The sequence below is a fragment of the Acinetobacter sichuanensis genome (assembly GCF_003024515.2).
Classification (GTDB): Bacteria; Pseudomonadota; Gammaproteobacteria; order Pseudomonadales; family Moraxellaceae; genus Acinetobacter; species Acinetobacter sichuanensis.
In genome coordinates this window covers 1-19746 of sequence record NZ_PYIX02000013.1, presented here as the reverse complement: position 1 = coordinate 19746, position 19746 = coordinate 1, and the positions used below count along the sequence as shown (strand labels likewise).

The 19746-nt window shown below is 36.7% G+C and carries 24 protein-coding genes and 1 pseudogene; 23 read left to right on the top strand and 2 right to left on the bottom strand.

All coding sequences use genetic code 11. The annotated features are described in order from the left end of the window. The first annotated feature begins 115 nt into the window (after window positions 1-115). The 22 genes from C9E89_RS09635 to C9E89_RS09530 all read left to right on the top strand — a co-directional run bounded on the left by C9E89_RS09635 (window position 116) and on the right by C9E89_RS09530 (window position 18300). The gene (locus C9E89_RS09635) at window positions 116-958 is read left to right on the top strand and encodes a GPO family capsid scaffolding protein (RefSeq protein ID WP_107008154.1); all 843 of its coding nucleotides are present in this window, start codon (window positions 116-118) and stop codon (window positions 956-958) included. A gap of 30 nt (window positions 959-988) precedes the next feature. Beyond that, window positions 989-1993 (top strand): phage major capsid protein, P2 family, encoded by a 1005-nt coding sequence (locus tag C9E89_RS09630; protein ID WP_107008155.1) that lies wholly within the window; start codon window positions 989-991, stop codon window positions 1991-1993. Between the two features lie 2 nt (window positions 1994-1995). Continuing rightward, window positions 1996-2763, top strand: coding sequence for a phage terminase small subunit (gene gpM, locus C9E89_RS09625; protein WP_107008156.1), 768 nt, complete (start codon window positions 1996-1998; stop codon window positions 2761-2763). A gap of 149 nt (window positions 2764-2912) precedes the next feature. Beyond that, window positions 2913-3362, top strand: a complete 450-nt coding sequence (locus tag C9E89_RS09620; RefSeq protein ID WP_107008157.1) for a head completion/stabilization protein — start codon at window positions 2913-2915, stop codon at window positions 3360-3362. After that, window positions 3359-3568, top strand: coding sequence for a tail protein X (locus C9E89_RS09615; RefSeq protein WP_107008158.1), 210 nt, complete (start codon window positions 3359-3361; stop codon window positions 3566-3568). The genes C9E89_RS09620 and C9E89_RS09615 overlap by 4 nt, the downstream gene beginning before the upstream one ends. A gap of 6 nt (window positions 3569-3574) precedes the next feature. Then, a complete protein-coding gene (locus C9E89_RS09610) occupies window positions 3575-3934 on the top strand; it encodes a putative holin (RefSeq protein ID WP_107008159.1) in 360 nt (119 codons plus the stop codon). Continuing rightward, on the top strand, window positions 3931-4203 hold the full coding sequence (locus C9E89_RS09605) for a phage holin family protein (RefSeq protein WP_107008160.1): 273 nt from the start codon (window positions 3931-3933) through the stop codon (window positions 4201-4203). The genes C9E89_RS09610 and C9E89_RS09605 overlap by 4 nt, the downstream gene beginning before the upstream one ends. Then, window positions 4200-5042 carry an N-acetylmuramidase domain-containing protein gene (locus C9E89_RS09600; RefSeq protein WP_107008161.1) on the top strand — a complete coding sequence of 281 codons (843 nt, stop codon included), beginning with the start codon at window positions 4200-4202 and terminating at the stop codon, window positions 5040-5042. Before C9E89_RS09605 ends, C9E89_RS09600 begins: the two co-directional genes overlap by 4 nt. Then, window positions 5029-5532, top strand: a complete 504-nt coding sequence (locus C9E89_RS09595; protein WP_107008162.1) for a phage tail protein — start codon at window positions 5029-5031, stop codon at window positions 5530-5532. Before C9E89_RS09600 ends, C9E89_RS09595 begins: the two co-directional genes overlap by 14 nt. After that, the gene (locus tag C9E89_RS09590) at window positions 5533-5982 is read left to right on the top strand and encodes a phage virion morphogenesis protein (RefSeq protein WP_107008163.1); all 450 of its coding nucleotides are present in this window, start codon (window positions 5533-5535) and stop codon (window positions 5980-5982) included. Between the two features lie 67 nt (window positions 5983-6049). After that, window positions 6050-6739, top strand: a complete 690-nt coding sequence (locus tag C9E89_RS09585) for a phage baseplate assembly protein V (protein WP_107008164.1) — start codon at window positions 6050-6052, stop codon at window positions 6737-6739. After that, the gene (locus tag C9E89_RS09580) at window positions 6736-7083 is read left to right on the top strand and encodes a GPW/gp25 family protein (RefSeq protein ID WP_107008165.1); all 348 of its coding nucleotides are present in this window, start codon (window positions 6736-6738) and stop codon (window positions 7081-7083) included. Before C9E89_RS09585 ends, C9E89_RS09580 begins: the two co-directional genes overlap by 4 nt. Then, window positions 7080-7982, top strand: coding sequence for a baseplate assembly protein (locus tag C9E89_RS09575; RefSeq protein WP_107008166.1), 903 nt, complete (start codon window positions 7080-7082; stop codon window positions 7980-7982). Before C9E89_RS09580 ends, C9E89_RS09575 begins: the two co-directional genes overlap by 4 nt. Beyond that, window positions 7982-8587, top strand: coding sequence for a phage tail protein I (locus C9E89_RS09570; RefSeq protein WP_107008167.1), 606 nt, complete (start codon window positions 7982-7984; stop codon window positions 8585-8587). The genes C9E89_RS09575 and C9E89_RS09570 overlap by 1 nt, the downstream gene beginning before the upstream one ends. Window positions 8588-8598: 11 nt before the next feature. Further along, window positions 8599-10986, top strand: a complete 2388-nt coding sequence (locus tag C9E89_RS09565; RefSeq protein ID WP_107008168.1) for a phage tail protein — start codon at window positions 8599-8601, stop codon at window positions 10984-10986. Window positions 10987-11164: 178 nt separating this feature from the next. Then, entirely contained in the window at window positions 11165-12337 is a 1173-nt protein-coding gene (locus C9E89_RS09560) for a phage tail sheath protein (RefSeq protein WP_107008169.1), read from the top strand. A gap of 37 nt (window positions 12338-12374) precedes the next feature. Beyond that, on the top strand, window positions 12375-12890 hold the full coding sequence (locus C9E89_RS09555) for a phage major tail tube protein (RefSeq protein WP_107008170.1): 516 nt from the start codon (window positions 12375-12377) through the stop codon (window positions 12888-12890). 80 nt (window positions 12891-12970) lie between these two features. Next, a complete protein-coding gene (locus tag C9E89_RS09550; protein WP_107008171.1) occupies window positions 12971-13318 on the top strand; it encodes a phage tail assembly protein in 348 nt (115 codons plus the stop codon). Between the two features lie 8 nt (window positions 13319-13326). After that, on the top strand, window positions 13327-13446 hold the full coding sequence (locus C9E89_RS09545) for a GpE family phage tail protein (protein WP_107008172.1): 120 nt from the start codon (window positions 13327-13329) through the stop codon (window positions 13444-13446). After that, a complete protein-coding gene (locus C9E89_RS09540) occupies window positions 13443-16364 on the top strand; it encodes a phage tail tape measure protein (RefSeq protein WP_107008173.1) in 2922 nt (973 codons plus the stop codon). Before C9E89_RS09545 ends, C9E89_RS09540 begins: the two co-directional genes overlap by 4 nt. 11 nt (window positions 16365-16375) lie before the next feature. Beyond that, window positions 16376-16801 carry a phage tail protein gene (locus tag C9E89_RS09535; protein WP_107008174.1) on the top strand — a complete coding sequence of 142 codons (426 nt, stop codon included), beginning with the start codon at window positions 16376-16378 and terminating at the stop codon, window positions 16799-16801. Then, window positions 16798-18300 (top strand): contractile injection system protein, VgrG/Pvc8 family, encoded by a 1503-nt coding sequence (locus C9E89_RS09530; RefSeq protein WP_107008175.1) that lies wholly within the window; start codon window positions 16798-16800, stop codon window positions 18298-18300. Before C9E89_RS09535 ends, C9E89_RS09530 begins: the two co-directional genes overlap by 4 nt. A 54-nt stretch (window positions 18301-18354) precedes the next feature. On the opposite strand, the pseudogene C9E89_RS09525 reads toward C9E89_RS09530, so the two are convergent. Together C9E89_RS09525 and C9E89_RS24145 are read right to left on the bottom strand one after the other, a co-directional pair. After that, window positions 18355-19177, bottom strand: a pseudogene (locus tag C9E89_RS09525) (DNA adenine methylase). Further along, on the bottom strand, window positions 19140-19343 hold the full coding sequence (locus C9E89_RS24145; RefSeq protein WP_107008176.1) for a Com family DNA-binding transcriptional regulator: 204 nt from the start codon (window positions 19341-19343) through the stop codon (window positions 19140-19142). Before C9E89_RS24145 ends, C9E89_RS09525 begins: the two are co-directional and overlap by 38 nt. 110 nt (window positions 19344-19453) lie before the next feature. On the opposite strand from C9E89_RS24145, the gene C9E89_RS09515 reads away from it, so the two are divergent. Next, window positions 19454-19723 carry an ogr/Delta-like zinc finger family protein gene (locus C9E89_RS09515; RefSeq protein ID WP_107008179.1) on the top strand — a complete coding sequence of 90 codons (270 nt, stop codon included), beginning with the start codon at window positions 19454-19456 and terminating at the stop codon, window positions 19721-19723. Window positions 19724-19746 lie beyond the last annotated feature (23 nt).

The window sequence follows — 19746 nt, the reverse complement described above, 5'->3', positions numbered from 1 at the left end:
GTAAATAGAGATAATACAACCAACTGTGATTGATAGAGCAATAGATAATTGTCCATGCTTCACCTATTCCAAAACGTGATTTTTATCCGTCATTTTTAAATGAATAGGTTTGCAAATGAGCAAAGAAGACAAAAAATATAAATCGAAATGGTTTCGTATAGCTGTGGCAGGGGATACGACGGATGGCCGTGAGATCCAAGCAGCTTGGATTCTCCAAATGGCACAAAATTATAATCTCAACACTTATGGTGCTCGTATCAATGTTGAGCACATTCGCAGTGCATTACCTGGTAGTTTGTTTGGTGCATATGGTGATGTTCTTGCACTTAAAACTGAAAAAGTCACTATCGATGGTGAAGAAAAAGATGCATTGTTTGCTCAGATCGAACCAACTGAAAGTTTGATCCAACTTAATAAACAAAAACAAAAAGTTTATACATCGATAGAAGTAGATGAAAATTTTGCAGGTAAAGGTTCTGCATATTTGGTTGGCTTAGCTGTCACTGATAGCCCAGCATCGTTAGGTACCGAAATGTTGGCATTTGCGGCAGGTGCAAAAGTCAATCCACTTGCTGATAAAAAACAACGTCCTGAAAATTTATTTACAGCTGCTGTTGAAACCAAACTTGAATTTGAAGAAGTTCAAGAACAGCAATTCCATTCCGCAGGCTTATTACAAAAAATAAAAAACCTGTTCTCAAAACAAGAAAAATCAGAACAGAAGTCTGCGGAATCTTTTTCTGAGCAAGAACAAGCCATTCTTGCAATTGCAGATGAGACTTCGACACAAGGTCAAGCAGTTTCAAAACTTGAGAATGATTTCAATACGTTAAATACATCTCATGAGCAGCTGCAAACAGAATTCAACGATCTGAAAAAAAAGCTCGATGCTGAGCATGATTCAGATCCTCGCCCTAAGTCTAACAACAGCAGTTTTTCAGAAGACGTTGATTGTTAATTCAAATTATAAATATAAAGAGTAAAAATCATGCGTAAAGAGACACGTTTTAAATACAATGCAGCAATGACAAAATTGGCTGAACTGAATGGCGTTGAAAAAGTTTCACAAAAATTCAATGTTGTTCCATCAGTACAACAAAAATTAGAAGATAAAATCCAATTGTCATCTGCTTTTTTACAGAAAATTAATATTTTCGTTGTTCAAGAACAATCAAGTTCAGCAGTGGGTCTTGGAATCTCTCGACCAATCGCTTCACGTACCAACACAGACAACACAGACCGCCAAGCCAAAGATCCAACTTCAATGGATGAGCGTTTTTATATGTGTCGTAAAACTGATTTTGATACTGCAATCAAATATCAAAAATTAGACCAATGGGCAAAGTTCAAAGACTTTTATGCACGTTTTAGTGGGCAGATCCAAAAACGTCAAGCACTTGATCGTATCATGATTGGTTTTAATGGTACTTCGATTGCAACCACAACCGACATTGTTGCAAATCCAAAATTGCAAGATGTAAACAAAGGTTGGTTGCAAAAAATGCGTGAAGAAAATCCTGAACGTGTTATGTCATCAGGTGCAACTGTTGGCAAAATTACGGTTGGGGCAACAGGTGATTATAAAAATATTGATGCATTGGTGATGGATCTGACCAATGAAATGATTGATGAAGTACATCAGGATAATCCCGATCTAGTTGTACTGTGTAATCGTAAAACATTGGCAGACAAGTATTTCCCATTGGTCAATAAAGATCAGGAAAATTCTGAAAAACTAGCTGCAGATATGATTATCAGTCAAAAACGGATGGGTAACTTACCAGTTGCTGCTGTGCCATTCTTCCCTGAAGACGCAATTTTGGTAACCACTTTTGACAATCTTTCGATCTATGTTCAAGAGGGCTCTCGTCGTCGTACAGTGATTGATAATCCTAAACGTGACCAAATCGAAAACTATGAATCTTCAAATGAAGATTACTACATCGAAGATTTAGGTCTTGCTGCTTTAGCAGAAAAAATTGAAATGGTGTAATTATGTCATTAGCGCGTCAACATTTCAAAAAGCATCAAGCCCGTGCAGCAGCTGAACAAGCTGCTGAGTTTGGTGCAATGCAAGACATGACGGCATTTGAGTTGCAAATGATGCAACTCAATAATGACCGCCAACGACTTAAACAGATCCAAGCGACTGATGCCAAAGTGGTATTAAAAAAAGCTTTATTACCAAATCATCTGCCATATATTGAAGGAATTCTTGAAGCTGATAAATCGATTCAAGATGAAGTCTTTATGACAGTTTTGGTTTGGTACATCGATGTTGGTGATTATGCTAAGGCTTTGCAATTATCTGAATTTGCATTACGTCACAACATGATCATGCCTGATTCATTCAAACGCAATACAGCAACGTATGTTGTAGAAACCATTGCAGAAGTGTTTTTAAAACAACTGAAAACCGATGCTATTGTTGATATTACGGTTATCCAACAAGTTGAAAAATTGATTCTAAATCCCGATTTAGATGCAAAAGTATTGGATATGCCTGGTCAAGCAAAAGCAAAACTATATTTGGCTCTAGGTAAAGCAACAGTCAAATTGATTCAGAGCAAAGACGAACCAAGTGATGCAGATCTCGTACATGCTCAATCTGCATTGGTTTATTTAACCACTGCATTTGAATTAGATGAAAAGTCTGGAGCCTTGAGCGAACTCAAAGCAACCAAGAAATTTCTTGATAAATTTGCAGATCGTTTACCTAAGCCTGATTTAGAAGAAAACGGCGAATCAGAAAAAAGTACTTAACCAAATGCTGGAGATCAGTCTCCATCATAAGAGTGCCCACGCACCGCACTGGCGAACAATGGTGATGTCATTACAAAGTAATACACATTCCATGCCATTGTTCCCACCAGTGCACTAAATATTCAATAAAAACAACGGCAGGGGATAGCATGGGATTCGTCGCAAATGGCAATACAACACCAAGCCAAATCATTATCAAGAGTGACCCGTTTTATCCGAGTATTGATCTTGATCACATCCGAAAAATTGTGCGTATTGATGGGGTCGTCACCAACGACAGACTTAAACAAGTCATTATCGAAGAAGTTATCGATGTAAATCGTTTGCTTATTTCATTGCAAACCCAAGTTGAAAAGCTGTCAGATTTATCAAAAACAATGATCGATGATTTACCTGATACCGATTATTTATATCTTTCTGCTGTCGCGAATGGTTTAGCAGCAAAAATCAATGAAAATTATCGCAATTATGACAGTTCAAATACTGGTGTAAAAAAAGCTGAGCAAGCTGAATGCACAGTTGATGATTATCGTCGCAACAAGCAATGGGCAATTCAGCAACTTAAAGGCGAAAACCATACTGTGGTGGAATTGATATGAAAACAATCGCCGCTCTACAAAATGACACTGTCGATGCGATCTGTTGGCGTGAATACGGTCGCAGTTCTGGTGTAGTCGAATTGGTTTTAGAAGCGAATCCAAAACTTGCAGACTTCGGTGTATTTATTCCGATGGGAACAGAAATCACACTGCCCGATATTGAAACACCACAACAAATAAAACAAAGCATTCAGCTCTGGGATTAATAAAAAATGGCAGAACCAACTACAGCAGCTGCAGCAACAGCACTTACACTCAGTGCAGCATCCCTTTTACCGTTTATCAACGGTAATGCTTTATTGGGTGCAGTCTTTGGCGCAGCACTTTTTGCAACGACAAAAAAAGATTTAAAACCATTACAACGATTATCAACAATGATTTTAGCGACAGGCATTGGTTACTTGCTTACACCTGAAATTATTGCTCGGACATTTATCAGTAATGATGCAACCGCAGGCATGGTTGCAGCGATTTTCTCATTACCAATTATTTTAAAAATTATGGTTTGGGTGGATCAGTCCAACCTAAGCGACATCATTAACAAATTTTTTCGTGGTGGAGGTACATCATGATCGAAATTCTATTTCAAGCGGTGGCTCTCATCGCTTATTTATTTTGTGGTTTACGCATTATTTGCTTCAACTCAAACGGCTTGCGTCATCGACCAGGGTTTTCTGTTTTAGCCACGATTTTGATCGCATCGTTTATGGGGCAAAGCGTACATATTTTATATTTCAAAGATCCAGTAACGCTTTGGGATGCTGTATTTGCTGTATTACTTGCAGTCATTATTTATAAATCAAAAGGCAATGTCGCAAAAATGATATGGAGTGCATCATGAGTATTATTAAATTTGGTGGAAAGGGTGATGCCGTTATTATCATTCAAAAGCAATTGGTAAAACTTAGCTATACAGATCCAAAGGGCAAGCCGTTGGTTGTCGATGGGCATTTTGGATTTAACACTGAATATGCAGTACTTCAGTTTCAAAAAAAATCTGGATTAATTGCAGATGGTAAGGTTGGCGATAAAACCAGAACCGCTTTGTTCGGTGGAAATACTTCTAAGTTCTTAAAAGATAGTGATTATAAATCCGCTGCCCTTCGCTTAAATGTACCTGAATTGAACATTCGTGCATTTGGTGCAACCGAAGCTCGAGGCGTTGGATTTTTAAATAATGGCAAAGCCAAAATTCTATTTGAACGCCATAAAATGTATGCTCATTTAGTTAAATTCAAAGGTAAAGCATTTGCAAACGAGCAAATGAAAAAGCTTCCAAATTTGGTCAATTCTGCGAAAGGTGGCTACAAAGGTAATGAAGCTGAATATACTCGATTATCGCTTGCAAAAAATATCCACGAAGAATCTGCGCTTATGTCCTGCTCATGGGGTCAGTTTCAGATTATGGGTGAAAACTGGCAAGATCTAGGTTACAAGTCTATTCATGAATTTGTTGAACAGATGCAAACCAGTGAGTCATTACAGTTAGAAGCATTCATCCGATTCATTGAAACCAAAAAAGGCTTATTGCCTGCACTTCAAAAAGAAGATTGGGACACGGTTTTTCGTCTATACAATGGACCAAACTATAAAAAACTAGGTTATGAAGCGAAGTTCCTAAAAGAACGTGCTCACTTAGAACCAATTTATGGAGTTCAAACTGTACATGAAAAAACCTGAAAGTTTACGAACTCACATGATCAACGCTGTAACTGAGTTACAGCGTGATCCTGACCGCATGCTGATTTTTACAGAAAATGGCAAAGTCCGATGCACTTTAGCAGCAGGACTTTCATTTGAATATGAGTACAAACTCAACTTTATTCTGACAGAGTACGCAGGTGATCTAGACGCAGTCATGATTCCACTGCTGGACTGGATGCGTATAAATCAACATGAACAAATGGCAAACTTAGAAAAAAATAAAGATGCATTCAATTTTGAAACAGTTTTATTAGATAACAATACTGTTGATCTATCGATGATACTTTCAATCACTGAACGAGTCATTGTTAAACGTAAGGATGACGGGACTTTAGATGTCATATTTCCAGATGAACCACAGTACGACACTGCAGCAGATCCAACTTTGTTTAAAATGATCGATCATAAATCTGGAAATGTTTTAGCAGAATGGATGTCACGACCTGCGATTGATGAGTATTTTTAAATGGCTGAACTTGAATATCTAGCAGAACATTTAGGTACCATGCTCAATCAGTTGAGTCAGGCTGAACGTCGTAAGCTAGGTTCAAAGATTGGGCGAAAACTTCGGGTAACTCAAAAGACTAGGATCACTAAACAACAAAACCCAGATGGTTCTACTTATGTTCCTCGGAAAAACCATCTCAGGGATAAAAAAAATAAAATCAAAAATAAGATGTTCAATGTCATTAAAAATGCCAAATATATGCGTCTGCAAACTACACCACAGGGCATAGCTATTGGCTTTTCAGGACGAGTGGCATTTATTGCTGCAGTTCATCATTATGGTTTAAAAGATAAAGTTAACAAGGATGGTCCTACTGTAAAATACGTAAGTCGAGAATTATTAGGCTTTACAGAACAAGAGTTTCGTATGATCGAAGATGAAGTAATTCATCACATTGCATCTTTATAAGTTGTAAATAGAGATAATACAACTAATTTCAAATGCAATAAAAAAAAGACTGCGCCACGATTGCAGCATGAGCTTATCAATACATCAACGTCTTGAAAATATGATCCGTATAGGAATAATCAAGACGATTCATCCGTCTAAACCTTTTTTAACAGTCACCGTCAATTTAGGCGAGATTACGACTGCAAAAATCCGTTATTTAAATTTAAGATCAGGAGATGATCAAACGTGGAATCCACCAAGCATTGGCGAGGAAGTGATTGTATTCAGTCCAAATGGTGTTTTAGAGATGGGCGTTGCGTTTGGCGGTTTTAATAATGCAGAGTTTCCTGCAATTTCTGAAGATTTAAATAAAAATATCACAATTTTTTCAGATGGTTGCATGATTAGCTATGATACAAAAGAACATGCTTTAGAAGCTGTTTTACCAGAATCAGGTACTGTAACACTGACTGCTACTGGCGGTGTTACTGTTAATGCTACTGGCGGTGTGACATTAAATGCAATGGATGGCGGTTTAGAAGTAAATGGAGATACTCAAATTAATGGAAAAATCCAAATAAGCGAAAACGCAAAAATTGGTGGAACATTGAGATCCGAAGGTGACGCAAGTTTTGCAGAAACAATTATTAGAGGACGACTATATGCGGATGGGAATATTGATTCTCTTAATGGAGATGTAAGAGCAGGAAATACGAGTCTAAAGAATCATACTCATCCTGGTGATTCGGGTGGTGAAACAGGTAAGCCAAAATGATAAATAAAAATAATGGGCGTACACTACTGGATGAACAAGAATCCATTTTACAGTCGCTAGATGACATTATTACGACTCCAATTGGCTCTCGTATTATGCGTCGAGAGTACGGTTCACTCATTTTTGAATTGTTAGATCAACCAATTAGTGACAGTTTAGTTTTGAAATGTTACAGCGCAATTTATACAGCGGTCTCTCGTTGGGAAGACCGTGTCAGTATTAGTTCGATTGTGATGTCGAGTGTCAAAGATTCAGGTCTTGTTTTTGACATTGAAGCTTTTTCAACAGTTTCAGGCGAACAAATGAATTTAAGAATTCCATTAAATATGGGGGCGAAGGCGTGAGTGTAAACTTTGAATCTTTACCTAAGCCAAATTTTATTGAAGAGATTGATTATGAAAAAATTTTGTTTGAACGAAAAGAATATTTGATTTCACTTTACTCTGAAGACGAGCAAACTGTTATCCGCATGCAACTTCAACGTGAGTCAGATCCGCTGCATAAGTACTTACAAGAAAATGCATACCGAGAAATGATCCTTAGACAAAAAATCAATGAAAAAGCATTAGCAACACAGTTGGCATTTGCAAAAGGTACTGACTTAGACGTGTGGGGTGCAAACTTTGATGTACAACGACTTATTGTTACAGCTGCTGACTTGAGTGTTGTTCCACCTATTCCTGCAGTGTATGAATTAGACAACGATTTTCGTTATCGTATTCAAAAGAAATTAGATGCATTGTCGACAGCAGGACCTGAGTCGTCATATGAATATCATACGCTCAGTGCAGATGGGCGTGTCTCAGATGTTAAATGTTCATCACCTGCACCTGCACATGCACTTTTGACGATTCTACAACGTGATACGCCAACAAACGCTTCAACCGAAGAACTCAACAACATTGTATTGAAGTATGTATCTGCTGACAAAAAAAGACCTACTGGGGATCGTGTACAAGTACAGTCTGCTGAAATTATCAGTTATGAAGTGCAGGCTGTTCTCGTCACCAAAAATGTTCCTGAAACTGATCCAGTACTTGCTGCTGCTACAGGAAATATTGAAGCTTATACAAAAGAAGCTAAACGAATTGGGAAAGGGGTTTATTTTTCAGATATTTATTCAGCATTAAAAGTATCAGGTGTTGAACGTGTCGAGCTTTTACAGCCTGTTGCAGAGCTACATATCAACAGTTTTCAAGCTGCATCATGCACAAAAATTCAGCTCAGCGTAAGGAATGAATGATGAATTTACTTCCTTCTAATGCGACTGATTTTGAGAATAAAATCGTTGAAACGACATCAAAAGCAACGGATCTCAACACAGATTTAACATCATTGATTCGTATCGATGATGCACCTTCTGATTTTTTATCTATTTTAGCGTGGCAGTTTTCGGTCGATCGTTGGCAAGATGACTGGCCAGATGAAGTCAAACGAACGCAAATTAAAAACAGCATCAAAGTACATACATACAAAGGTACCAACTTTGCATTACGTCAAATTGTTGAAAGTTTTGGGTATTCATTAACCATTCATGAATGGTGGCAAGAAAGTCCGATGAATGCACCAGGTACGTTTCAAATCACAATTGATACAAATTCAAAAGCTTTAACTGAAAAAACTTATAAAACTTTGGTAGAGCTTTTAAATGATGCAAAACCGCTGACTCGTGAATTAAAAGGCATTGAAATCAATGTCATTGCAGTTAATGGTGATACAAATGTCGCAGCAGCGATGTATGACGGTGAAGATATAACGATTTATCCAAAAGTTGATGATCCTAACTCTTTGATTCATTCAGCATTCGGATTTTATGAACATGAAATTACAACAGTTTATCCAAAATAGAGCATAAAAATATGGCAGCACAATATCACTCTCTTTTTACTGAAGATGGCTTAAACTTACTAAGAGAAGCAATACAAAATGGCACAAAACTTGGAATTACGCACATGTCATTTGGTGATGGTAATGGGGAAGTACCTGAGCCGAATGCTAATTTCAAAACATTAGTGAATGAAATTTATAAAACTGAGTTAAACAGACTTGCACCATCTTCAAACAATCCAAATTGGTTAGAAGCAGATGCTGTTATTCCAAGTGCTGTTGGTGGTTTCAATATTCGTGAAGTTGGGCTTTGGGCTGGTAATATAATGGTTGCTTATGCAAACTATCCACCCACTTTTAAGCCGTCAGCAGATCAAGGTACAGCACAAATTAAAACGATTCGTATCGTTCTACAAATTGATAATACAGCTAATTTTGAACTACAAATTGATGCATCTGTCGTTATGGCAACGATACAATCTCTAGAAGAAGCAAAGCTTGAGGTTAAAAACTATGCAGATAATACAAAAATTTCAATTAAAAATAGCTATATAGATCTATTGAGTGTTGAAAAAGTCGAAGGGCGACTAGTAAGAATTTTACAATATTACTCTGATACAAATAATAGTAACGGAAGTGCAACTTATAAATGTTCAAATAATGAATGGTTATTACAACCAGATGGACTGATTGTATCACCCGAGCAATTTGGAGCACTAGGGGATGGTATAACTGATGATTCAAATGCATTTCAAACATGTGCTAATTTTGCTTATACAAATAATTTAAGAATTGTTGGTGAGTCAAACAAAGGTTATTACATTACAAAAAAGGTATATGTCTATAACCCGTGTGATATTGCTGGATTGTTTTTTCCAGCTTCTGAAGATCTAGCTCCAGCACTTTATATTGATACAAAAAAAATACCACAAATTATAGATTTGGCTAGTTTAAGTGGACTTACAGAAGGATCTTCAACTGTGGCTGGCTTACCTACAACTGCAATTGGTAAATATGTTAGATTTAGTTCAAATAGTGATATTTTGACTGAACGATATAATCCACCAACCAACATTCCATATTATAAAAATACGACATTTTACGTTTTAGATAGCGATGGGCACATAAGTCCTGAGTTAGATATGAGTTTTAATGTGACAAAGGATACTTCCACAACTGTAGAAATTATTCCTGAAGAAGCTGAAATTACGATTAATATTGGGTTCATTGGAACAATTGGTGCAGGTGATTTTTCTGCAGGACAAATTATTATTAAACGTGATTCAACTGTGATGAAGATTGGATCTGTATCAACAACAAGTCAGTTTAAGACATTACTTTCTGTTCTTGCAAATAACTGCAAAATTTATGGTACAGCTAAGGATTCAACGTATGACGGCTATGGATACGGAATAAATGTTGGATACAACTGTGACACATTTATTTATGATTTTAAAGCAGCGAAGTGTAGAACGGAGCTCGATGGAAGGCATGCAGCAAATGTTTTTGTATTTAATTCGAAAATGAAGAAAGCTGGCTCACACTGGGGAAATAACTTTAAATTTGAAAATTGTGAGATTCAAGATATTGCTTTCAATGGGCGTAATTTATCACTTGAAGATATTAATTTGCATGGTTATGTTTCTGTGCGAGGCGATCTCTGTTTTGCCTCTGGTAAATTCTATGCAAGAAATATAAAAACTAAGTCTATTTCATTTTTATCATTTGGTGCAGCACCAATTGCTGATTTTTATACAATGCCTAGACGACTTTTTGATGTGATAGATATCGATGGCATCGAATGTACAGGAGATATGCAAATTCTGTATGGTTATGCAGTTACACCGTATTCTAAAATGGTAGCCCCACGAAGTGTGATTATAAAAAATATTTCAGCGCAAAACTCTAAAGTTTTAACATTATCTAATGTTTTATTAGACAATGCAGATAAGTTTGGTAGAACAGCACCTTACCATCTTGAAAATATTGATGTAGCTGGCTATGTACATATTATTGGTCGAGGTTTCAAATCTGGTGTTAGTCAGTATGCATACAAAGGGCGTATAACTAATTGTGGCAAAGTTCATATTAGAGCAGATGCATCTTTCTTTGAAGAGTTAGAAGTCATTGATTCAAAAGTCATAGCACATAATAAAGTAAATATATCAGTACCAATCGGCACAGCAGAATATATTTATAAAAATGTAGTATTTGATCATGATACTACATTATCAAATGCAGCATTATTAAACGTTGAATCTAAAAAAGGTATGATAAATTGTGAATATAAGAATGCATTTTCTAATCTAGGTGGTGATGTAATTTTTAGTATTGGTTGCAGAGCAAGGTTGGGTGCTACTAATTATCCGTCACCTTTGAATTATTATGTAAATCCTTCGACTTTTATAACTACAATTTAAGTTGTCTATCCTTATTGTTTCAACTAATTGATTAAATTTTAATTTAATCAATATACTTTAGCCTTTTTAAAATTTAGCTTGTTGTAAAACTCAATAATACAACTCAAACAAGCTGACAATAAAAAAATAATTTGCAAACCTGTGATCTGAAAACATAACAACAGATCACAGGCTTATTATGGCTACAGATTCATATCATCACGGTGTACGAGTCTATGAACTCAATGAAGGTACACGCCCAATTCGCACAGTTTCAACTTCTGTTATTGGCTTAGTAGCAACTGCAGAAGATGCAGATGCAGCAGCTTTACCACTTAACACACCAGTTCTTGCCACCGATATTAAAACTGCATTAAACAAAGCAGGTGAAAAAGGTACTTTAGCACGCTCTTTAGAAGCGATTGCAGACCAGACCAATGCTGTTACAGTTATTGTTCGTGTCGATCAAAAAACGACTGAAGCAGAACAAAACTCAGCGATTATTGGTGGCGTAGAAAATGGTCGTTATACAGGCATGAAAGCTTTACTAGCAGCAGAGCAAAACCTAAAAGTACGCCCACGTATTTTAGGTGTTCCTGGTCTAGATACAGCACCAGTAGCAACGGCTTTGGGTTCAATTGCTGAAAATCTCCGTGCATTTAACTACATCTCTTGCTTTGGTGCTGAAACAAAAGAAGAAGCGACAGCCTATCGTGATGCTATTGGCAGCCGTGAGACAATGTGCATTTGGCCAGACTTTTTGGGGTGGGACACAGTTGAATCAAAAACCACAACATTTGATGCGACTGCACGTGCATTAGGTTTACGAGCAAAGATTGACAACGAAATCGGTTGGCATAAAACCTTATCAAACATCCCTGTCAACGGTGTAACAGGTATTTCAAAAGATGTGTTCTGGCTACTTCAAAGCATGGACACAGATGCAGGTTATTTAAACTCAAACGAAGTCACTACACTCATTCAGCGTGAAGGCTTTCGCTTCTGGGGTTCTCGTACCTGTTCAGTTGACCCATTATTTGCTTTTGAAAACTATACTCGTACAGCGCAGATCCTTGCTGACACGATGGCTGAAGGACACATGTGGGCAGCCGATAAACCGCTTCATCCAAGCCTTGCAAAAGACATTGTCGAAGGGATTAACGCCAAATTCCGTAGTCTAAAAAATCAAGGTTACATCATTGATGGCGAATGTTGGTTTGATCCAGAAGTAAACAGCAAAGAATCTCTTAAATCAGGGCGTTTATTACTGGACTATGACTATACCCCAGTACCACCGCTTGAAGACTTAACCTTACGCCAACGTATCACTGACCGCTACTTAGCAGACTTTGCATCACGTATGACTGCTTAAACAGCCAAAATAAATATAAAAATAAGGAACAAAGCACATGGCTTTACCAAAAAAATTAAAAATGATGAACCTGTTTAATGAGGGTAACTCATACCAAGGTCAAACAGGCGAAGTCACCATTCCAAAGATCGCACGTAAGTTTGAAGACTGGCGTGGCGGTGGTATGAATGGAAACATCAAATGGGACGCAGGTCTTGCAGATGATATTTCAGAGTTCACTTGGAAATTAGGTGGTATTGATCCATTGGTTCTGAGCCAATGGGGTGCAGCAACGGTTGATGCCATTGGTTTACGTTTTGCAGGTTCATATCAACGTGATGATACAGGTGAAACCAGCTCACTCGAAATTTCATTGCGTGGTCGTCATGAAGAAATTGATTTTGGTAATCAAAAACCAGGTGATGACACTGAAAAAACGATTAAAACAATTTGGTCATATTACAAATTGACGATCGACAACATTGTTGTTGTAGAAATTGATATTCCAAACATGATCGAAAAGGTCAACGGTGTCGATTTACTCGAAAAACATCGCGCCAACATTGGTCTTTAGTTTTCCTATCCTTCTGTAGTTAAGTACTGCAGAAGGCTTTTTTACATTCTATTTTTAAAACTTAATTAAAGGAATTTGCGATGCGAACCCCAGAACAAATCGAAAACTTAAAATCAATCCAACAAGACTCAGATATTGAAGTTGTGACTTTAGATTCGCCATTTACATTAGCAGGGGTAGAAATCAAATCAGTAGAGGTACGAAAACCATCCGTTACTGCTTTGCGTAAAGTGCGTATTGCAGACATTTTAAATGGCGATGTGAACTCTATTTGTACGTTATTGCCTTTGTGTACAACAAATCCAACCTTAACTAAACAGCAGCTCGACACTCTCATTGATCCAGTCGACATTATCCAAATGGGTGGTGCAATCATTACTTTTTTGCAACCGAAATCAGTACGTGCGGAAATTGCACTCCAACAGTAGAAGATGCGATGGCAAATATTGCGGTGGTTTTTCACTGGCCACCGCAAGCCTTTGAAGATATGTCCCTCAGTGAATTGATGCAATGGCATCAAAAAGCCATTGAACGAAATGGATCAGATGCCGAATGAAGCAATTAAAATTAGAAGTCATTTTTGGCTCAAAAAATAATTTAAGTCCTGCACTCAAAGCCATTCTCAGCAGCAGTAATGCTGCTGCGAAGGCATTAAAAAAAACAAGAGATGAGATCCGTGCGCTTAACGATCAACAGAAGAAAATAGACGGCTATCAAAAACAAAAAAAAGCTGTTCAAGACCAAGCTAAAGCCCTTCAAGACTTACAAAATCATATTAAAAACTTACGACAGCAGATGAAAACAAATCCATCTGCAGATTTGACACGTGATTTTGATAAGTCTGTTGCGAAAGCCCGAAAGCTCAAAGAAGAATATGAAAAAAACCGTATAGAACTACAACGTATGCGGACAGAGATGAACCAAGCAGGGCTTTCAACCAGTCGCTTGGCGGAACATCAGCAACGTTTACGAAATCAACTGAATCAAGCCAATCAATCTATGCTTGAGCAAGAACAACGTTTAAAACGAATGCAACAGATGCAGCAAAACTATGAACGAACATCTGGACGTTTACGCTCTGCAGCAATGGGTGGTATGACTGCAGCAATGGGTGGAGCAGGGGCATTATATGCAATGCGAAAACCGATCGAAGAATCTAAACGAGTCGATGTCGAAGGAAATCGTATTCATGCATTAGGTTTGGGTGAAAAAACCAGTAAACAAGCAATTAAATTCGCTCAGGGAATGAAAACATTTGGTACATCTATTTATGACAATATGGTTTTAGTCCGTGATGGTATGACCATTTTTTCCGACTTGCATCATGCTGAAATGGTTGCACCAACATTGGCAAAAATGAAGTTTGGTAACCAAGCGATGTTTGGTCATGAGAAAGGTGAAGAAAATGAACGTGCGTTTATGGATATGCTCAAAGTTATTGAGCTGCGTGGTGGTTTAAAGAGTGAAAAAACATTTAATGATCAAGCCAATAAGATTCAACAAGTTATTACTGCAACTGGTGGACGTGTACAAGGTGGCGAATGGTTGAATGCAATTAAAACAGGGGGTATTGCTGTAAAAGGGCTTTCAGATGAAGCCTTGTACTACAAAATGGAGTCCATTGTTCAAGAATGGGGTGGTTTTAGATATGGTACTGCTGCAATGTCTGCATATCAAAATATTTATCAGGGTCGAACCACCAAGCGTGCCGCAAATAACATGTTGAAACTAGGTTTAATTGAAGATCCAAGTAAATTAAAACATGATAAGTCTGGTCAAATTTCATTCTTAGATGTAGGAGCAATTAAAGGTGCAGACATCTTTAAAAAAGACCAATTTGCATGGATGGAGCAAATTCTTCTACCAACTTTAGCTAAAAAAGGAATTACAGAGAAAGGTGCTGTACTAGATGCAATCGGAAGTATCTTTACAAACAGAACTGCATCAAATTTATTTGGTGACATGTTTTTACAACAAGACATTATTAATAAAAGTGCAAAAATGAATGCAGGTGCTGATAATGTTGATCAACTTTATGATAAAGCTAGAAATACAGCAGCAGGACAAGAACTAGAAACAAAAGCAAAACTAAATAATGCATATTTACGTTTTGGTCAGACTATTTTACCAATTTATGTCAAAGCTTTAGACATGGCAGCTAATGCTTTAGAAAAATTTACAGGATGGATGGAAAAGAACCCTGCATTAGCCAAAGCTCTGGGCACAGGTTTAATTGTTATTGCTACAAGCTTATTGGCGATTGGTGGTGCATTATTTATTTTTTCACCGCTAATTCTCAGCATGCTCAGTCTAAGATTAATGATGGCAAGTACTGCAACTGGTGCAACCGTTTTATCGCGAGTATTTGCAGCTGCGCCTGCCATTATGAATGTACTTAAAACAGGATTATTAACAGTAGGACGAGTCTTTATTTGGCTTGGGCGAGCATTAATGATGAACCCAATTGGCTTATTAATTACAGCCATTGGTGTTGCAGCCTATGTCATTTATAAGAACTGGGCACCGATCAAAGCATTTTTTATAGATCTATGGAATGGAGTGAAAAATGCATTTAATACGGGTGTCATGTTTATCAAAAGCATTATTCAAAGTATTGACACAGTATTCGCTGAAAACCCGATTTTGAATCTACTTATGCCAATCATTGGTATTCCTCGTTTAATTATTGCGAATTGGTCAAGTATCAGTGCATTTTTTAGTGGGATTTGGGGATCTGTCAGTACAGCAACAAGTACAGCAGTTAACTTCATTATGTTGTTGGTTGGCAATGGATTTAATACAACGAAAAATGTGGTGTTCAGTATTTGGAACAGCATTAAAACTATTGTTTTATTAGCATGGCAGGGCATTTGTAATATCTTTTCATCACTCCCTATTTTGCCTTATATAACAAATGCATTTAATGCGGTATTTGGTTTTTTATCTAGTCTCTATAACCGCATGAAATATCTTGGTTCAAATATTATTGATGGATTGATTGAGGGGATCAAAACTGGATTTGAAAAATTAAAAGGACTGTGGGGAACAATTAATGCATATATGCCAAGTTTTATGAAACAGAAAATGGATATCCATAGTCCTTCACGAGTGATGGCAGCAATGGGTGGGCATATCATGAGCGGAATTGGCGTAGGTTTGGAAACTGGATTCCCTGGTCTCAAAGATAAATTTGTCAAAGTACTTGAAGTATTTAACCCAAATGCAGCTGCTGCAATTCAAAAAATTGATGTTGCTCCTGCATTGGAAAAGATTAGACCGAAAGCTCCTGCTTTGCTCAGTCCAAGTTCACCAAGGCAAGGTATCACTATTGCAGGTGACACCATCACTATGCACATTCACGCACAACCCGGACAAAATATCCAAGAACTGCAAAATATGATTGAAAAAATCATGAGTAAACGGGATCAACAAAAACAAGCCCGTATTCGTAGCAGTTTTAAAGATTTTGAATAGGAAAAATAATAATGATGATGATCTTCGGTATGTTTGTTTTTTCAATACCCACAGCAACATATCAAAGTTTGCAGCGTAGTACTTCATGGAATCATGCAAACAACAGTCGATTTGGAACATCCCCTGCATATCAATATACAGGTAAAGGTGAGGATAGTATTACTTTAGATGGATCTATTGTTCCAGAGTTTGGTTCACAGCTCTCATTAACTGCTCTGCGGTTAATGGGAGATACAGGAAAATCATTCCCATTGATTGGAGGAAGTGGAAAAATTTATGGCATGTGGGTACTTGAATCAGTTGATGAAACTCAAACTTATTTCTTTAAAAATGGCAAACCACGCTTAGTTGAATTTTCGCTCAAACTGACTAAAACCCAAACGGCAGGTGTCTTGGTTGGAAATGTCTTGGGTAATATTGTGGGTAATATTCTATGAACTTTATTGAAACAGCAAAAGGTGTAAAAAATGGTGTTGCCGATGCCCTAGATAGTTATCCAAAACCAATTTATCGTTTGGTCGTGAATGGAACAGATATTGGTACACCTTTGCAAAACCGTTTACTTAGTATGACTATTACGGATAATAGAGGTCTAGAGGCAGATTCAATTGAAATAGAACTATCTGATTATGATGGTTTACTTGAAATTCCACCTAAAGAAGCTGAAATTGAAGCATGGATTGGATGGAGTAATACAGGCTTAGTTTACAAAGGCAAATACTTAGTCAAAGAAAGAAACTATTCTGGAGCACCTGACACATTAACAATTCAAGCTACTTCAGCAGATTTAAAAACATCATTAAAACAAAAAAAAGAACGTAGTTTTAGTGATGTAACACTACAAGCAATCATTGAAACGATTGCTTTAGCACATAACTTAGATGTGATGGTGCATGAAGATTTAGCGCAACATAAAGTGGTTCACTTGGTACAAAATGAATCAGATGCAAATTTACTGACACGTTTAGCAGATGAGCATGACGCATTGACAACTGTTAAAAATGGTACTTTATTATTTATGCCAATGGGTAAGGGGCAAACAATTTCAGGTCAAGAGTTTGAGCCCTATTATATTACAAGAAATAAAGGGGACGGACATTATTGGTCTGATGTAACAGGTGGGGATGATATATCTGCAGTACAAGCTTTTTATTATGATGCAACTTTAGCAAAAAAACTTGAAGTTAAATATGGGGATGCGAGTAATCAAAATATCAAAACTTTACGTCATGTGTACCAGGATAAACAGTCTGCTACATTAGCAGCTAAAGCAGAACTGAATAAACTTAAAAGATCAGCATTTTCTTTTAGTTATAGTCTTGCATATGGTGAACCTGATCTTGTTCCTGAAATGACTTTTTTATTTTGGGGGTTAAAAGCAGAAATTGATGAAATCCATTGGCTAGGGACAAAAGTTGTACATAAACTACATGCAGATAGTGGTTATACAACGGATCTAGAATTAGAAGTATTTACTCCAGACTCAGATGATGTTTCAGAATTATTTGAAGATCAGTTTGAGGTAGAAAAAGATAAAAAATGGACAGGAGTTGTTGTTTATTATCAAAATGGTAGTAAAGCTGAAAAGCTTACAAAAGGTGATCAATCCAACCCTAAACATTTCACATATTTATATAAAACAAAAGATGGAGCACAGGCTCGTTTAGACCGTGAATACGCATTATTAGATGTTGAAACGGGTAAGTTCACAGCACACAACGAACTAGAAATTAAACCCTATACGGGATTAAAAACATTTTATACAAATAAAGGTAGTACAAAACGACAGATTTTGACGATTGGGGATCAATCAAATGTCAAAATTTTAGATAGAGTTTATAAAACAAAACTAGCTGCTCAAAAAGCATTAGATCGTGAATATCCACGTTTGAATGCAAAAAAAGATATGTTACAGCAAGTAAAAGCTGATAATTAAAAAAAAGGGTCAAATTTAAAATATGACCCTTTCATATTTTAAATTCAGTAGGAATTAATTTTCATTGAGAACATAATTGGTAATAATTAACTCATTCCCATTATGTTCTTCATGTGCTGCTTTATTATTGACAGACCAACGTATTTTCTTATGTTGAATATTATAGTCTTTAAAAAGCTCTCGAACTTCAGGTGTGTCATTCAAACTTAAAATAAATTTACCCTGAATTTTATCTAGATAATCTTTCAAATCATAAAAGTCTTGTTTTGACCAAATTCCTTTGCCATAGACATTTTCACAGTCCCAGTAGGGTGGATCTAAATAGAATAATGTATCAGGACCATCGACACGTTTAAGCATATAATCATAACTGGCATTTTCAATGACAACATTTTGCAAACGATCATGAATCGACTGTAGATGCTTACGCAGATCTTGGCCCAGTTTTAGCCGACTTTTACGATCACGACTATAACTAAAAGATCCATCCAACTGACAACCAAATGCAGCACGAATCAGATAATAGAACTTGGCTGCACGTTGAATATCAGTCAAACCACGATTATTTTTTTTCATCTCATTAAATGACGTACGTGAAAAGAATGAATGTTCAAACTCACTTAGAAAAGCATCAAAGTGAAATTTGATCACCCGATATAGGTTGATGAGATCATTATTAATGTCATTGATTACTTCAACAGGAGACTCTGTCTTTTTTAAACAGTACCCAACCTGCACCCCCAAATACTTCAACATATGTTTTATGTTCGGGCATGATGTCAATAATGGTTCGTGCTAATTGTGATTTTCCACCCAGCCAACCTGAGAAGCTATGACTTTTAGGATTGTATTGCGGTATTACAGAAATGTTTGTCATCGATCTTACCTGTTTCGATGTGACGCTCTGGGCGTTCAGGTAAGGCACTCAAGGTGCTCTGAAATTCATTTAAAGTTTTACAACGTGGGCATTTAATCTCAATCTGATCATATTTGCCTATTTTTGCTAATAGCTTAAAGCAACATTTGCATTTTAAATTGTGCATAAAACTTTTCTACGGAAAAATTCAAGGCAATGATATAAAAACTAAAGAAAAAGAACAAATATTTCACCAATTTATTTATAATGGGTTAAATATTTGTGTTGAAAATGGTCATGGCGAGAAAGAGTAATCATCAATGTCCGCATTGCACATCAAGTATGTCAATTCGAACGAGTAAAAATATTCATCCACTATTTCGAATTCTATATTTTCAGTGTAGTAATTTTAAATGTGGTTTCACTTGTTCAGGAAATCTCGAAATTACACATCAAATTTCACCAAGTGCAGCACCAAATTTAAATATACAACTCAAAACACTCGATCAAATTTCGGCAGAAAGAAAAGCTTCAAATGATGAATATAAAAAATCAGAAGATGATTGAATTTAATTTTTCAAAATGAACGT

Coding starts and splice junctions, on each gene's coding strand:
- C9E89_RS09565 (WP_107008168.1), top strand. CDS start 8,599: ATGGCAGCACAATATCACTCTCTTTTTACTGAAGATGGCTTAAACTTA.
- C9E89_RS09620 (WP_107008157.1), top strand. CDS start 2,913: ATGGGATTCGTCGCAAATGGCAATACAACACCAAGCCAAATCATTATC.
- C9E89_RS09610 (WP_107008159.1), top strand. CDS start 3,575: ATGGCAGAACCAACTACAGCAGCTGCAGCAACAGCACTTACACTCAGT.
- C9E89_RS09590 (WP_107008163.1), top strand. CDS start 5,533: ATGGCTGAACTTGAATATCTAGCAGAACATTTAGGTACCATGCTCAAT.
- C9E89_RS09600 (WP_107008161.1), top strand. CDS start 4,200: ATGAGTATTATTAAATTTGGTGGAAAGGGTGATGCCGTTATTATCATT.
- C9E89_RS09550 (WP_107008171.1), top strand. CDS start 12,971: ATGCGAACCCCAGAACAAATCGAAAACTTAAAATCAATCCAACAAGAC.
- C9E89_RS09635 (WP_107008154.1), top strand. CDS start 116: ATGAGCAAAGAAGACAAAAAATATAAATCGAAATGGTTTCGTATAGCT.
- C9E89_RS24145 (WP_107008176.1), bottom strand. CDS start 19,343: ATGCACAATTTAAAATGCAAATGTTGCTTTAAGCTATTAGCAAAAATA.
- C9E89_RS09530 (WP_107008175.1), top strand. CDS start 16,798: ATGAACTTTATTGAAACAGCAAAAGGTGTAAAAAATGGTGTTGCCGAT.
- C9E89_RS09585 (WP_107008164.1), top strand. CDS start 6,050: ATGAGCTTATCAATACATCAACGTCTTGAAAATATGATCCGTATAGGA.
- C9E89_RS09545 (WP_107008172.1), top strand. CDS start 13,327: ATGGCAAATATTGCGGTGGTTTTTCACTGGCCACCGCAAGCCTTTGAA.
- C9E89_RS09615 (WP_107008158.1), top strand. CDS start 3,359: ATGAAAACAATCGCCGCTCTACAAAATGACACTGTCGATGCGATCTGT.
- C9E89_RS09555 (WP_107008170.1), top strand. CDS start 12,375: ATGGCTTTACCAAAAAAATTAAAAATGATGAACCTGTTTAATGAGGGT.
- C9E89_RS09570 (WP_107008167.1), top strand. CDS start 7,982: ATGAATTTACTTCCTTCTAATGCGACTGATTTTGAGAATAAAATCGTT.
- C9E89_RS09580 (WP_107008165.1), top strand. CDS start 6,736: ATGATAAATAAAAATAATGGGCGTACACTACTGGATGAACAAGAATCC.
- gpM (WP_107008156.1), top strand. CDS start 1,996: ATGTCATTAGCGCGTCAACATTTCAAAAAGCATCAAGCCCGTGCAGCA.
- C9E89_RS09605 (WP_107008160.1), top strand. CDS start 3,931: ATGATCGAAATTCTATTTCAAGCGGTGGCTCTCATCGCTTATTTATTT.
- C9E89_RS09535 (WP_107008174.1), top strand. CDS start 16,376: ATGATGATGATCTTCGGTATGTTTGTTTTTTCAATACCCACAGCAACA.
- C9E89_RS09630 (WP_107008155.1), top strand. CDS start 989: ATGCGTAAAGAGACACGTTTTAAATACAATGCAGCAATGACAAAATTG.
- C9E89_RS09560 (WP_107008169.1), top strand. CDS start 11,165: ATGGCTACAGATTCATATCATCACGGTGTACGAGTCTATGAACTCAAT.
- C9E89_RS09595 (WP_107008162.1), top strand. CDS start 5,029: ATGAAAAAACCTGAAAGTTTACGAACTCACATGATCAACGCTGTAACT.
- C9E89_RS09515 (WP_107008179.1), top strand. CDS start 19,454: ATGGCGAGAAAGAGTAATCATCAATGTCCGCATTGCACATCAAGTATG.
- C9E89_RS09540 (WP_107008173.1), top strand. CDS start 13,443: ATGAAGCAATTAAAATTAGAAGTCATTTTTGGCTCAAAAAATAATTTA.